The following is a 14,339-nucleotide window of genomic DNA, read 5'->3' as shown; positions in this document are numbered from 1 at the left end:
AAGACCATGAGATACGATCCCCATACCTATCGAGGCTCGCGGCGCTCGGTCGTCATGGCGCCCCGGGGCATGGTGGCCACGAGCCAGCCGCTGGCCGCGCAGGCCGGCATCGAGATCCTCAAATCCGGCGGTAACGCCATTGACGCCGCCATCGCCGTCAACGCGGTACTCGGCGTGGTGGAACCCATGTCCTGCGGTATCGGCGGCGACCTGTTCGCCATCGTCCGGGAGGCCGAAAGCGGCGGGCTGACCGGTCTCAACGCGAGCGGAAGAGCGCCCTACGCGGCGACGATCGACTATTACACCGGGCTGGGCCACGAATACGTGCCCGGTATCGGTCCGCTGAACTGGTCCGTACCCGGCTGCGTGGACGGCTGGACCTGCCTCCTCGACCGCTTCGGCACCATGTCCGTGAGGCAGGTGCTGGAACCTGCTATCTACTACGCGGAGAATGGGTTCCCCGTTTCGGACATCATCGCGAGGGACTGGGCGGGATCCATACCGCTGCTGAGGCCGTGGCCCGAGTCCGTCCGCGTCTACCTGCCCGGAGGGAAAGCGCCCGAACCCGGCGCGGTGTTCCGGAACCCGGACCTGGCCCGATCCTACCGCATCCTGGCCGAGGGCGGTCGCGACGCGTTCTACGAAGGCGAAATCGCCGAGGCCGTCGTGGCCTGTTCCCGGGACGTCGGCGGGCTGTTCAGCCCTGAGGATTTCCGGGACCACGGGTCGACCTGGGACGATCCCGTCAGCGTCGACTACCGGGGCCACACGGTCTGGGAACTGCCCCCGAGCGGGCAGGGCATCGCCGCCCTGCAGATGCTGAACATCCTGGAAGGCTACGACCTCGCCGAAACAGGGTGCCTGTCGGCGGAAACGCTGCACCTGCAGATCGAAGCCAAGAAACTCGCCTACGCCGACCGCGCCGTGTTCTACGCCGATCCCGCCTTCGCGGAGGTACCCGTGGAAGCGCTACTGTCCAGGGACTACGCCGACCGGCAGCGCGCACGCATCGATCCCCGCAGGGCGGCAGTCGACGTCCCGGCCGGCGATCCCATCCTGCAGCACGGGGACACGGCCTACATGACCGTCGTCGACCGGGACCGCAACGTCGTTTCGTTCATCCAGAGCATCTTCCGGGGTTTCGGATCGGGCATCGTGCCGGAGGGCACGGGATTTCCCATCCAGAACCGGGGGCAGCTCTTCTCGCTGGATCCCTCGCACCGCAACGCCCTGGCGCCCCACAAGCGGCCCTTCCACACCATCATCCCCGCCATGGTGACCCGGGACGGGAATCCCTGGCTCACATTCGGCCTGATGGGCGGTGCGATGCAGCCGCAGGGACACGTCCAGGTGCTTTGCAGCATGATCGATTTCGGCATGGACGTACAGGAGGCGGGCGACGCGCCGCGGTTCCAGCACTTCGGTTCGGCCGAACCCACGGGTGCGCCCATGGAGGCCGGAGGAGGCCGGCTCAACGTGGAAGAAGGCATCGGCGAAGATGCCTTCCGGCGTCTGGAGGAGATGGGCCACCGGATATCCCGGTCTGCCCACGGATACGGCGGCTACCAGGCGATCCGCATCGACCCGGAATACGGCATGCTCCACGGCGCGTCGGAGCCCCGAAAAGACGGTTGCGCGATCGGTTATTAACGGCTAGTGAAGGCCCGGGTCCTGGTGAAGGCCCGGGTCCTGGCGAAGGTTTGGGGTCTAGCGCAGGCCCGGCAGCCAGGTCGCAAGCATCGGAGCGTAGACCAGGCACCCCAGGCAGATGAGCTGGATCACGATAAAGGGCAGAATACCCTTGTAGATATGCCGGGTCTGCACTTCGGGCGGAGCGACCCCTTTGAGGTAGAACAGGGAGAACCCGAAGGGGGGCGTGAGGAAGGAGGTCTGCAGGTTCACCGCGATCAGGATGCCGAGCCACAGCAGATCGACGCCGAAGGCGATGAAGATGGGCGTTACGACCGGTACGATGATGTAGGTGATCTGGATGAAATCTATGAAGAAGCCGGCGATGAAGATCATGACCAGGACCAGGGCCAGGAAGGCGTAGGTACTCAGGTTGGCGTCCATGATCAGGCTGGTCATGTACGCGTCGCCCTTCATGCCCCGGAACACCAGACCGAAGGCCTCGGCGCCTACCAGCACGAAGAAGACCATGCACGTGATGTGCGTGCACTCCTTCATGACCTCCTTCAGCGTTTCATAGGAAAACTTGCCCTGGAATACGGTGAGCAGGGTCGCGCCCAGCGCACCCACGGCCGCCGCTTCCGTCGGCGAGGTGATGCCCGCGAAGATGGAGCCCAGCACGACGGTCATCAGGCCCAGGGGAAGCAGGAAGGCCCGGATGATCTTCCTGAACATGCCGCTTTCCCGGAAGGCGGCCAGTTCATCGGCTGGCATGGCCGGCGCCTCGTCCGGTTTGATCACGGCCACGATGGCAAGCCACACGAGGTACATGCCCACGAGAATCGCGCCCGGTATGACCGCGCCGATGAACATGTCGCCGACCGACACGTTGAGTATGCTCCCGAGCAGCACGAGCACCACGCTGGGCGGTATGATCTGCCCGAGCGTCCCCGACGCGGCGATCGTGCCCGTGGCCACCTGGGGGCTGTAGCCCCTCCTGAGCATGGTGGGCAAGCTGAGCAGGCCCATGGTCACGACCGTTGCCCCCACGATGCCGGTGGAAGCGCCCAGCAAGGCCCCCACGATCACCACCGCCACGGCGAGCCCGCCCCGTAGCCGGCCGAAGAGCAGGGCCATGGTCTCCAGCATGTCCTCGGCCAGACCCGATTTCTCCAGCATGACGCCCATGTAGACGAACAGGGGCACGGCGAGCAGGACGTAGTTCGTCATGACGCCCCAGATGCGCAGGGGCAGCAGGTTGAAGAAATCCGCGCCGAAGGTCATCAGCCCGAGGAGTACGGACACGCCGCCCAGGGTGAAGGCGACCGGGTACCCCATCAGGAGCAGCAGGAAGAGGACCAGGAAAAGGATGAGGGGCATCGCTTCGGTCAAACCGCGTCCTCCTCCCTGGCCGAAAGCCCTCTCGGAGGCGACTCGTCCTCTTCGCCCATGGGATCTTCTCCTCCGTGGATGAACCGGTCCAGGGAGCGTGCCGCCAGGGCCAGTCCCTGGAGGAGTATGAGCGAAAACCCGAGGGGGATCATGGCCTTCAGGATGTAACGGGCGGGCAGCCCGCCGGGATCCGGCGAAACCTCGCCGATCCGGAAGGAATTCAGGACGAAATTCTGGGAGCTCCAGATCGCGATCACCGCGAAGGGAAGCAGAAACAGCAGGCTGCCGATGAGATTGACCAGGGCCTGGTTTCGGGGCTTGAAGTTCATGTAGAGCACGTCCACGCGGACATGCTTGTTGTGCTTTAGGGCCCACGCAGAGGCGAGCAGGAAGATCACCGCGAAGAAGTGCCACTCCAGTTCCTGCACCGCCACGCTGCTACTGCGCAGGAAATACCGGGTAAACACGTCGATACAGACGGTCAGGACGAGCAACGTCGTAAACCAGGAAACGACCGACCCGACCCGTTCGTTCAACCCGTCCACGAACCGTACGAATTTTCGAAGCGCGTTCAAATCCGTGTTCACCTTCCTGTTGGCCGCGGTGCCCGGTCAGCATGGCCGGGCAAGGCCGGGCAAGGCCGGGCTAGGCCGGGACATCTTCCGCGGACGCACCGCGTTTCCGATGGCGGTTCGGTTTCCCCGAGAGGGAATCACAGGACAAAGGGGTCTTCAATATGCCGCATCGACTTTAAATATACAACCCAAAATGCCCGCGCCTTTCATTTTGACTGCCTTCGTCCATGCCGTAAGCAGGATCCACCGGCCTCGCCGGGCTGTATCGGGCGTGCCGGGCCGCGCCGGGCTTTACCCTTGTCGCCGATTCCGGTGGATGTATATTGCACCTTGAAATGTATCCCCTCGCATTCCGCAACGTCTGGAGACCGTGATATGCCGGAGAAGCCATACACCGTTCGCGCGGCGTCCTGCGACCATCGGACGCCCTACGAAGGCGTCTACGAAACCCTCAAGCGCATCACCGAACCGCTTGCGGAGTCCTGGGCGCGCATCGAGAAAGCCCGGAAGATCGTCATCAAGTTCAACATGATGAAACCCATGGACAACGTCGTCCGGTTCAAGGGGCGCCGGCAGGAACTGGTGGACGACGCGGTCTGCAGGGCCGTGCTGCAATTGCTCCGGGAACAAACCGATGCGGAGATCTACGCCACGGACACCAATCCTTACGCCACGGACAAGCTGACGCCCGACGAGTTCAATTACGTCCACCATCTACGAGAGTTCGACGTCAGGTACGACGACTCGAACCGGCCGCCCTGGTCGGTGTACGAGGTGCCGGGCGGCGGGAACATGTTCGACCGGTATATCCTGAGCGGCGTCTTCGAGGACGCGGACGAAGTCATTTCCGTGGCGAAGATGAAGAATCACTCGTTCATGGGCATCACGCTGTGCATGAAGAATCTCTTCGGGCTACCGCCCATCGTTCCTCCCGGCGGGCGGGTCCGAACGTATTTCCACCACGCCATTCGCCTGTCCTACGTCCTGCCCGACCTGGCCATGATCACGAATCCCTGCCTGAACGTCATCGACGGACTCGTGGGACAGAAAGGACGAGAATGGGGCGGTGAAGGGCGCGTGGGCGACGTGCTGATCGCCGGCGACCAGATCACGGCCACAGATGCCTGCGGCGCCTACCTGATGGGACACGATCCGGCCTCCGACTGGCCACAGCCGCCGTTCCGGAGGGACCGTAATCACCTCCTGGTGGCCGCCCAGCGGGGTTTCGGAACGGTCGACCTGGACGAAATAGATTTCGAATGCGACGTCCAGACCCCGGTGGCGCACTTCGACTCGGATCCCGATGAAGCGCCCGAACTGATCCATACGCTGCGGCGCACGGCCTGTGAACAGGGTCTGTTCTACCGCGATCACAGGAAGGACATCGTGGACCGCTATCGCGGAGAGTTCATCTACATGCAGGAGGGGGAAATCGCCTGGCACGGCGAGGATCCCTCCGTGATCGGCAGCCACCGGTCCTACAGCTCGGCAAAGCCCGGCAGCGCCCTCTGGCTCAAGCTGGTGGACCCCGAGGAGACGGAAGGCGAGCGATTCGATGTCTACGACCGCTGCCTTTCCGCCCTGTCGGCCTGATTGGAGCACATTCCATGAAAATCGCCATGCTCTACGGCCCAAGAGACCTCCGCATCGAAGATCATGTCCTGGATACGGAAAACCTGGGCCCTCACGACCTCTGGGTCGAGACCGTCATATCGGCGCTAAAGATCGGGACGGACCGGGGCAACTACGAAGGCGCGGAGCAGGTGCCCGGAGCACCGGATTTTCCGCGCTGGGTCGGGGACAGCAACCTGGGCGTGGTACGCGGCGTGGGAGACGCGGTCGAGGATTTTGCCGTGGGCGACCGGGTCATCTCCCGGTACCCACACCAGTCCGAGTTCATCGCGAAGGACGATGAAATGCTCGTCAAGGTTCCCAACGGCGTACATGACGAGGACGCGGTATACGGCCACCTGTACACACTCAGCGCCCTGTGCTACTACAAGTCGCAGTTCCAGCCCGGCGAGAACGTGGCGGTCGTGGGACTGGGCGTCCTCGGACTCGGCGCCGTAGGGCTCGGACCCTGCCTCGGCGCGCGGACGATCGGTATCGCGAACAGCCCGGTGCGCATGGAAATGGCCGAGCGCATGGGCGCGGACGCGACCTTTATGCACGACGATCCCGATCTCGCGGCCAAGCTGGACGACTTCACCCACGGCGAGGGCGTCGACCTGGTCATACTCACGGCCAATCCCTGGCCCGCGCTGCGGACTTCCTGCCAGATCGTGCGCGACAACGGGCGGGTCAGCATCGTAGCCCTGCCCGGCCGGGGCGAACCGCCGCTCGATTTCAATCCCCTGGACATGGAATGGTTCTATGCCAAGGGGATTTCGCTGATCGCGGTCAACGGGCGGGCAGGCTACCTGTTCCCCCCCGAACGGGGCGACCGAAGGGACTGGTCCGCCATGTGCCGCTTCACGCTGGACCTGATGCGCGAGGGCAAGCTGGAACCGAAGCGCCTGATTACCCACCGGATGCACTACGGTCAGATCAACGAAGCCTACGAGATGATATTCAGGCGTGAAAAGAACATGATGGGCGTCGTCTTCAACTGGAAGGACTGAGACATGACCGCCGAAACGCTGTTGTCAGCAGCGCAGAAATCGACCTTCGACCGGGACGGCTACTTCATCGCCGAAGCCTTCCTGTCCCCGGACGAAGTCGAATCCATCCGGCGCGAGATCACGGCGATCGTGGACCGGTATCCGGACGTCCCGGAGGAACTGGTGCAGATCGAGCCGGCCGTACGCCGCGGAGCGGTTACGCCCGAATCCAGGGAGCTGGGCGTGAGGAAGCTGTTCCGGATGACCCGCCACAGCGAGCTTTTCCACGCCCTGGCCTTCCATCCCAGAATGGTGGGTATGGCGCTCGAACTGATCGGACCGGACGTTTCCCTGTTTCAGAGCATGCTGCTGATGAAACCGCCCCGGTTCGGCGGCCAGAAGGTCTGGCACCAGGACAACGCATACTTCCGACTGGAACCCAACGATGTTTTCGGATTCTGGATCGCCCTCGACGACGCCGACGTGGCGAACGGATGCATGCACGTCATTCCGAGGTCGCATCGTGCGGGGATCGGAGAACACGGGGGGGTGGAGGACGATTACGGACTGTCTTCGGCGCCCACCGCGGACGACGCGGTGGCCTGTGTCATGAAGTCAGGGGACGCCCTCGTGTTCCACAGCGAGACCTACCACTACACGCCGCCGAATACGTCCGATCGCCGCCGAAGGGCGCTCCAGTACCACTACGCTTCCACACACTGCCGTTCTTCGAAAGACAGTCCGTTCAAGTCCACTGAACCCGAGGTTATCGTGGCGTGGGCGGGCGCACGTCCACCTGAAGAGTGACGATATCGGTATCGTGGTATTGCTGGTGGTGCACCGACGAAGCGTAGTGTCTCAAGAGACGGAGTGATATTTCCAGTTCCTCCGGCGTCTCCACGGCTCTTTCGTCACCGAGCAATTCGATCCTGTCCTGCAGGTTTCCCTCGCCGGTCGCCGCGACCAGTTCGAGGACCGCGCTTTCGCCCTCCCGGTGCGCGACCAGGAGCAGCCGCCGGGGCTGGCTGTGCTCACCGTCCTGAGGAATCAGTGCCAACAGCGTTTCTTCACTCGCAGCCATAAGCCGGTCCGCCGTCCCCTTGTCCCAGCCCTGGCGGCGGGCGAATCCTTCGAGAAACGCACGGATCTTCGGCAGCGCCGCAAGATCGAAGTCCGACTCCATCCGGTGACGGCGCGGGGAAGTGATTTCCAGAAAAATCGTCATGAGTATGGCCGTCAGTCCGCCAGCCGTCATGCCGTTCCGCAGGAGTCCGCCCGCGAAGTCGGAGACCAGCGCGGGAAAGATCGCGTCATTCTGAAAACCGACGCCGATCCAGAAACCCACGCCTACGACCAGCCCCTTCCGGTAGTCTATCCCATCCTGCAAGACCAACTTCATGCCGATGACGAACAGCATGGCAAGCAGCACGATCAGAAAGCCGCCGGCAACGGGATCCGGAATGGCGAGAACGACCGCCAGGAACTTCGGGATAAACGCGACCAGGACAAAAGCCAGTCCCACGACCACCCCGACCATGCGGGAAGCCACGCCGGTCAACTCGGTCACCGCGATGCTCGAGGAATAGGTCGTATTGGGCACCGTACCCATGAGACCGGACAGGAGGTTGCCCAGGCCGTCCGCGGCCACGGCGCCCTGCACGGCCCGGTAATCCACCGCGCGGGGCCTGCGCCACGAAACGCGCTGGATCGCGACCGAGTCGCCGATCGTTTCCACGGCGCCGACCAGCGTTACGAACATGAAGGCGGGAAGCAGCGCCCAGAAGGCGGGACCGAAAGAGATATCGATGCCCGGCCAACTCCCGTCCGGAAGCCCCAGCCAGGAAGCGGCGGCTACCCTGCCGGCATCGTACAGACCGAAGTATCCGCCCACGATGGACCCCACGGCGACGCCGATCACGGGCGCCCAGAGGCGCAGCGACGACTTCGCCTTCAACGCGATGCCGAGGGTGACCAGCACGGTGGCCAGGGCCGTGACCGCCGCGGACGTGGACGGCATGCCTTCCGGTACCCTGTTCAGCATGTTGAACGCGATGGGCATCACCGTGACCGAAATCAGCATGATGACCGTCCCGGAGACCGCCGGCGTCAGTATCCTGCGCAGCAGGGATAGGCGGGCGGACAGCAGGAACTGGAACAGCGAGGAGATGATGATGAGCGTCGCCATCAGCGCGGGACCGCCTTGCGCGAGCGCCCCGATGCAGACCGCGATAAAGCTGCCTGACGTACCCATCATGAGTACGTAGCCCGCGCCGATGCGGCCGACTCGAATGGCCTGAATGATCGTGGTCGTTCCGCTGATCGCCGCCGCGGCGAACACCCCCCAGGTCAGGAAGGATTCGCTCGCGCCGCCGGCCCGGCTCACGATGGCCACGGTCAGGACCACGCCACCGACCGTAAGCAGGGCGATCTGGAGTCCGAGACCTATGGTCAGAAGAAGCGGTGGACGTTCGTCCGCTTCATAGCGTACGCTTGACTGGCGGGCTGAAGCGTCCGTGTTCATGCAGGGTCCTGTTGAGATCCAGTGCTACAGCCTGGTTACGGCAGGAACTGGAAACGGTTTGTCGACGGGGTCTTGAAAATGCTCACAGGGTTAGGAAAATAAAGGCACGCACCAGCGAGTCAAGGCATTCCATTGTAGATACATCCCGCGTACACCGAAGGCGTACACCGAAGGCGTACACCGGTGGCGTACACCGGGCGTACCGACCGGTCCGTTATTGACGTCATGCGGCGGGATCCGACTGCCGGACTTCGACCTGGAGGGTGATGATATCCGTGTCGTGGTACTGCTGATGGCGGACCGAAGAAGCGAAGTGCCTCAGGAGGCGCAGCGACACCTCCATTTCCTCCGGCGTTTCCACAGCCCGTGCGTCGCCGAGCAGCTCGATCCTGTCCTGGAGGTTGCCTTCGCCGGTGGCCGCGACAAATTCCAGGATCGCTCTTTCGTCCTCCTGGCGGACGACCAGGAGCAGCCGCCGGCGCTGGCCGGTCTCGCTTTCCCGTGGATTCAGCGTCAACAGCGTTTCCTCGCTGGCCGCCACGAGCCGGTCCGTCGTCTCCTTGGCCCAGCCCTGCCGGATGGCGAATGCTTCCAGAAAAGCCCGGATCTTCGACAGTGCCGCGAGATCGAAGGCGGCCTCCATCCGGTACCGGCGGGGAGCGGCCAGTTCCAGAAACAGCGTCATGAGGATCGCCGCCAGTCCGCCCGAAGTCATCCCGTTCCGCAGGAATCCACCGGCGAAATCGGCAACCAGCGCCGGATAGATCGCGTCGTTCTGAAAACCCACGCCAATCCAGAAGCCAACCCCGACGACCAGTCCCTTTCGGTAGTCGATCCCATCCTGCACGACCAGCTTCATGCCGATGAGGAAGAGGATGGCCAGCAGCACGAGCAGGAAACTGCCGACGACCGGGTTCGGTATGGCGAGGACCACCGCCGGGACCTTCGGCACAAACGCGACGAGGATGTAGATTGCCCCCACGACCACCCCGACCATGCGGGAGGCTACGCCGGTCAATTCCGTCACCGCGATGCTCGAGGAGTAGGTGGTGTTGGGAATCGTGCCCAGCAGGCCGGAAAGGATGTTGCCCGTGCCGTCCGCGGCCAGGGCGCCCTGCACCGCCCGGTAGTCCACGGCCCGGGGACGGCGCCACGATATGCGCTGGATCGCGACCGAGTCGCCGATGGTATCCACGGCATCCACCAGCGTTACGAACAGGAAAGCGGGCACCAGCGCCCAGAACGCGGTGCCGAAGGAGAGATCGATACCCGGCCAGTGGCCGTCCGGCAGTCCGAGCCAGGGCGCGGCGATCACGCGCTCCGTGTCGTACAGGCCATAGTATCCGCCGACGATGGAACCCGTGACCATGCCGATCACGGGCGCCCATAGCCTCAGCGACGACTTCGCCTTCAAAGCGATGACTATGGTGACCAACAGGGTAGCGAGCACCATAAAGGGTGCGGACGACTCCGGGAACCCTTCGGGAACATCGCCCAGCATCCTGAAGACGACGGGCGTGATCGAGACTGGGATCAACATGATGACCGTACCGGTGACGACCGGCGTCAGGATCCGGCGAAGCAGCGAAAGACGGGCGGAAAGCAGGAACTGGAAGAGCGACGAGACGATGATGAGGGTTGCCATCAGCGCGGGCCCGCCCTCCAGCAGGGCCGAAATGCAGATCGCGATGAAACTGCCCGACGTGCCCATCAGGAGCACGTAGCCTGCTCCGACGCGCCCGACGCGCAAAACCTGGATGATCGTGGTCGTTCCGGTGATGATGGCAGCGGCGAATACCGCCCATACCAGATAGTCCTCGCCGGCGCCTCCGGCGCGGCTCACGATGGCGACTTTCAGAAACACGCTGCCAACGGTGAGCAGGGCGAACTGGAGACCGAGTCCGATGGCCAGGAGAAACGGAGGTCTTTCGTCCGCTTCGTATCGAACGCCGGACTGGTGGTTACTGGAGTCTTTGTTCATTCAGCGATTGGAATGGTCCGCTATCGAGAGACAGGTGAATCCACCACGTGAAGTAAAATACGCGAAAGTCTAAAGCACAAAACAACCGATTGCTCACGGGTTTACTTGAATGCCGGACGGGTGGCCTCAGTCAGCCGATCAGCGACTGAACCACCACGGCCGCATGATGGTCCGCAGGATCACATATCGTATCGCTCCTGCAAAACGCAAAGTGAGGTCAGCGCCATAATCAGCGGATCCAGCGCGGCTCTTCTTCCGTCATCCATCCCCGGAAGACGGTCAAGCAGGCGGGTCACTCGGCCGGTATCGAAGAAGGGCAGATCCCGCATACCGGGCCCCCGAAGCGTGTCACGGCACATCTCGAAGAGCCTGTTTTCGGGCTGCAACGTGGATGGTGGCGCCAGGAACGGGTTCTTTCCCCCACGATACACCTCCTCGGTCAGGATCGGTCTTGCCGCTTCGCGTAGCGGAAACTTGGGCTGTCCGTCCCGAGCCAGCAACCTGGAAGGTATACGGCTTCCGAATTCGAAAAACAAGTGATCCAGGTACGGCAGGCGCACTTCGAGCCCGTGGGCCATGTCCGCGCGTTCTGCCGCAAGGTTGTAACCGACAAACAGGGATTTCAACCACAGGTAGAGCACCTGCTTCACGGGTTCGCGTCCGGCAAGTTGTTTACGATAGTCGAATTGATCGAAAAAGATCCAGTAGGGGTCGCGTTTTGCGATGCGTTCACTAAAATCTTTGGTCAGCAGACCATTCAGAATGTCCAGTTTGCCCGCCAGGGAATCCAGAACCTCGCTGGATAATCCCAGTATGCGGCTTACACGTACCAGCCACGCAGAAGTCCCGGCCACCTTCCGTTCGGCGGGGCTCTGAGCCCCGATCAGCGCCAGGCCGATTCGCAACCAGTCGATCACTCCTCGACGCGGACCAAGGTCCAATGCGGGCCGGCAGAATTCGTAGCCGGCGAACAGTTCATCGGCGCCTTCGCCTGCCAGGACGGTCTTGTAACCGGACCGGCGTACCGCACGACTCAGAAGGTAACGCGCCACGCCGTGGGCGTTTGCCTGAATAGCCTCCGCGTGCCACACCGCATCGGAAAAATGATCGGCGCAGTCTCCCTGTGAAACGGGTACGGTCTCGAACTCTACACCAAGGTGCCGTGCCGTGCGGCGGGCCACGGGTTCTTCGTCGTAGGCCGCGTGGTCGAAGGAGATGGAAAAGGCTTTCGGCCTTGATGAATGCCGCGCGGCCATTCCCAGCAATGCCGACGAGTCCAGCCCACCGCTCAAGAGACACCCCACCGGCACGTCCGCGCGCATGCGAAGGCGAATCGACTCCTCCAGGCGATAACGGACCTGGTCGACGCAAGTGGCGGGATCCCAATCGGATACCGACGCGCCGCGGGGATACTCCACGTCCCAGTAGCGCTCGATGCGCAGTTCTCCCTCCCGCGCGACCAGGCCGTGCCCGGGTGGTACCTGCCGGACGCCCCGGAAGAGAGTCCGCTCCGTGTCGAAACAGGCGAAGATCTGCTGGAAGACTGTCTCCTCGTCCCAGGCAGCGTGCACTCCCGCGGCCAGCAGCGCCTTGACTTCGGAGGCCAGGTACAGCACCCCATCGGCTTCCGCGTAATACAGGGGCTTGATGCCGAATCGGTCACGGACCGCCCAGAGCGTCTGCAGGTTTTCATCCCAGAGGACGAATGCGAATTCTCCGCGGAGGGATTCGACGCACGAACGACCCCGTTCCTCGTAGAGGTGAAGGGCGATTTCGCTGTCGGAACCCGTGGCGAATACATGGCCCCGGTTTTCGAGGTCTCGCCGAATCGGCTCGAAACCATAGAACTCGCCGTTTGCCGACAGGTGCAGACGGCCGTCTTCGCTGCAGATAGGCTGTACGCCGTTTTCCAGGCCGATCACGCTCAACCGGGTATGTCCCAGTCCCACCTTCCCGTGGGGGTTTACCCACGTACCCCTGCCGTCCGGACCGCGATGCGCGAGTGTATCGGTGGCACGCTCGAGGGCATCGCGAGTCCAGGCGCCTCCACGGGCCATAACGGCGACGAGTCCGCACATTATTCGGGCTCCTGAAAGACTGCCACGCCTGCCCGGCAGGTAAAGGACATCAACCGGCCGTAGCCTTGTCGTCGCAGTGGTGGGTCACCGGCGGTAACGCGTCCGATCCGCACGTCCACTTCGACCAGGAGGTCCTCATCGGGCCGCCCACGACAATACCTGTCCGCAAACCTCTGTCTCAATCCGGTCCGAAGCTCGGCTTCCTTCGCCGGGGGAAACTTACGCCATACGACGCCATGGAGGTAGGATTGAAGCAAAATGCTCCGCATGGTAGTGGGGAAGAGGGTTTCCTGATCTATTTCGTTCCAGCTTCCGTCAGGCCTACGTTCCCTGACCCGATAATCAAGCGTATAGTTGCGGCTGTCGACCCAGTCGAGCAACCGGTAGCTCTGTGCCAGCCCGCCGACCCACAACGCCCCGTACACGGCGCGGTGAAGACCGTCCACCCATCCCCCTTGCGCCTGGACGGGCCTGCCCACCTCCCAGTCGTCGTAACGCCACTGCGGTTTGGCGAAGTCCAGGACGGCCTGCAAGCCAAGGATGCAAGTGACCGCCACGGCCGTCCCGCTGCGCCAAGTGACGCTCCCCTTGCCCTGCCACGTGACACTCTCCCTGTCTCCGGGCGGCGCGCGCACGCCCGCGGCGGTCATGATCTCGTGGCGGCACCAGAACACCACGCCGGCCAGGCAGGCAAGATTGGCGAAAGGGATCTTCAATGTGGCGATGATGCCCGCGTGAAAGATGGTGACCAAGGCCACGATTATCCACTTGAACGGCCTTCCCGGCGAAAGCACGAGCAACAGCACGACCATAGGTTCCGTTACCAGGGCTACGTAACCGGCGATCTTCAGCCAGGGCAGGGACCCCGCGTCCCACAGTTGTGGCGCCCATGCGATAGGCAGCTTGAGAATGACATAGAGCGCCGATCCATCCCGCCACATGGGGCTGGTCAGTTTCCAGAGCCCTGAAAAGGCGTAAACCAGGGCCAGATTGACCAGGAAGCAGCGAACGACCAGTCCCGGCACGGTACGACTTCGCCAGCGGTCCATGGCCGCCTTGCCGTCGCGCCGCCACGCGCGCCATGTCAACGTGCGCCCCGTCGGCAGCAGGATCAACCACAACAGGGTCCAGTGGAATATGGCATCATCGACGTAGAGTACGAGGAAATTCAACCGATACGTCGACACTGCTACCAAGTACAGCACCGCGGCACAGAGGGTCGGACGGTAACCCGCTGTGAGTGCGGCGGAAACAGCGACGGCGCCAAGGAAGACGGCTTTCAACAGGCCCGTCGGTATTTCCCCCTGTAGCAGGCTCCATTTCGTATAGGGGAAAAGCTCCAGCGATAGCCGGTGGTCGACCAGTCCGCCGGGTCCGCTGATGTCGTTCGTCTCGAATAAGGCGGCTGTAAAATACGCGCAACTCAGGAGACCCGCCAGGATCCTGAAGAGGTCAACGGGCAGGGCGAATACGGGTGCGCAAAGCCGCGAGCACCAGCGTAGGACCATCCTTCCTGGCGACCGGGAGCCGATCATCGTGCCAACCGGGGGCGCACGCGTGATT

General features: G+C 63.1%; 10 protein-coding genes. 4 read left to right on the top strand and 6 right to left on the bottom strand.

Features of this window, described 5'->3' with window-relative positions; genetic code table 11:
- The first annotated feature begins 6 nt into the window (after positions 1-6).
- Positions 7-1,650, top strand: a complete 1,644-nt coding sequence (ggt, locus tag F4Y38_14225) for a gamma-glutamyltransferase (GenBank protein ID MXY50438.1) — start codon at positions 7-9, stop codon at positions 1,648-1,650.
- 57 nt (positions 1,651-1,707) lie between these two features.
- Here the strand turns inward: ggt and F4Y38_14220 are convergent, their stop codons facing one another.
- Together F4Y38_14220 and F4Y38_14215 are read right to left on the bottom strand one after the other, a co-directional pair.
- On the bottom strand, positions 1,708-3,021 hold the full coding sequence (locus F4Y38_14220; GenBank protein MXY50437.1) for a TRAP transporter large permease subunit: 1,314 nt from the start codon (positions 3,019-3,021) through the stop codon (positions 1,708-1,710).
- Positions 3,018-3,596 (bottom strand): TRAP transporter small permease subunit, encoded by a 579-nt coding sequence (locus tag F4Y38_14215; GenBank protein ID MXY50436.1) that lies wholly within the window; start codon positions 3,594-3,596, stop codon positions 3,018-3,020. Before F4Y38_14215 ends, F4Y38_14220 begins: the two co-directional genes overlap by 4 nt.
- Before the next feature lie 375 nt (positions 3,597-3,971).
- On the opposite strand from F4Y38_14215, the gene F4Y38_14210 reads away from it, so the two are divergent.
- From F4Y38_14210 to F4Y38_14200, 3 genes are read left to right on the top strand one after another with little or no spacing between them, the layout of a single operon-like run.
- Positions 3,972-5,189, top strand: coding sequence for a DUF362 domain-containing protein (locus tag F4Y38_14210; protein MXY50435.1), 1,218 nt, complete (start codon positions 3,972-3,974; stop codon positions 5,187-5,189).
- A 14-nt stretch (positions 5,190-5,203) separates the two neighbouring features.
- Positions 5,204-6,217, top strand: a complete 1,014-nt coding sequence (locus F4Y38_14205; GenBank protein ID MXY50434.1) for a zinc-binding dehydrogenase — start codon at positions 5,204-5,206, stop codon at positions 6,215-6,217.
- 3 nt (positions 6,218-6,220) lie between these two features.
- On the top strand, positions 6,221-7,003 hold the full coding sequence (locus F4Y38_14200; GenBank protein ID MXY50433.1) for a phytanoyl-CoA dioxygenase family protein: 783 nt from the start codon (positions 6,221-6,223) through the stop codon (positions 7,001-7,003).
- On the opposite strand, the gene F4Y38_14195 is transcribed toward F4Y38_14200, so the two are convergent.
- The 4 genes from F4Y38_14195 to F4Y38_14180 all read right to left on the bottom strand — a co-directional run bounded on the left by F4Y38_14195 (position 6,963) and on the right by F4Y38_14180 (position 14,284).
- Positions 6,963-8,717 carry a hypothetical protein gene (locus F4Y38_14195; protein MXY50432.1) on the bottom strand — a complete coding sequence of 585 codons (1,755 nt, stop codon included), beginning with the start codon at positions 8,715-8,717 and terminating at the stop codon, positions 6,963-6,965. The two genes, F4Y38_14200 and F4Y38_14195, sit on opposite strands and share 41 nt — an antisense overlap.
- 223 nt (positions 8,718-8,940) lie before the next feature.
- Positions 8,941-10,698, bottom strand: a complete 1,758-nt coding sequence (locus tag F4Y38_14190; GenBank protein MXY50431.1) for a hypothetical protein — start codon at positions 10,696-10,698, stop codon at positions 8,941-8,943.
- A 179-nt stretch (positions 10,699-10,877) separates the two neighbouring features.
- Positions 10,878-12,776 (bottom strand): asparagine synthase (glutamine-hydrolyzing), encoded by a 1,899-nt coding sequence (gene asnB, locus F4Y38_14185; GenBank protein MXY50430.1) that lies wholly within the window; start codon positions 12,774-12,776, stop codon positions 10,878-10,880.
- Positions 12,776-14,284, bottom strand: coding sequence for a hypothetical protein (locus tag F4Y38_14180; protein MXY50429.1), 1,509 nt, complete (start codon positions 14,282-14,284; stop codon positions 12,776-12,778). Before F4Y38_14180 ends, asnB begins: the two co-directional genes overlap by 1 nt.
- Positions 14,285-14,339 lie beyond the last annotated feature (55 nt).

This window comes from Gemmatimonadota bacterium, assembly GCA_009838645.1.
Classification (GTDB): domain Bacteria; phylum JAAXHH01; class JAAXHH01; order JAAXHH01; family JAAXHH01; genus JAAXHH01.
This window is presented reverse-complemented; position numbering and strand designations above follow the sequence as displayed.

Bases quoted from the DNA above. Each gene is read 5' to 3' on its own strand.
- F4Y38_14205 (MXY50434.1), top strand. From the start codon at position 5,204: ATGAAAATCGCCATGCTCTACGGCCCAAGAGACCTCCGCATCGAAGAT.
- F4Y38_14210 (MXY50435.1), top strand. From the start codon at position 3,972: ATGCCGGAGAAGCCATACACCGTTCGCGCGGCGTCCTGCGACCATCGG.
- F4Y38_14190 (MXY50431.1), bottom strand. From the start codon at position 10,698: ATGAACAAAGACTCCAGTAACCACCAGTCCGGCGTTCGATACGAAGCG.
- F4Y38_14200 (MXY50433.1), top strand. From the start codon at position 6,221: ATGACCGCCGAAACGCTGTTGTCAGCAGCGCAGAAATCGACCTTCGAC.
- F4Y38_14195 (MXY50432.1), bottom strand. From the start codon at position 8,717: ATGAACACGGACGCTTCAGCCCGCCAGTCAAGCGTACGCTATGAAGCG.
- ggt (MXY50438.1), top strand. From the start codon at position 7: ATGAGATACGATCCCCATACCTATCGAGGCTCGCGGCGCTCGGTCGTC.
- F4Y38_14180 (MXY50429.1), bottom strand. From the start codon at position 14,284: ATGGTCCTACGCTGGTGCTCGCGGCTTTGCGCACCCGTATTCGCCCTG.
- asnB (MXY50430.1), bottom strand. From the start codon at position 12,776: ATGTGCGGACTCGTCGCCGTTATGGCCCGTGGAGGCGCCTGGACTCGC.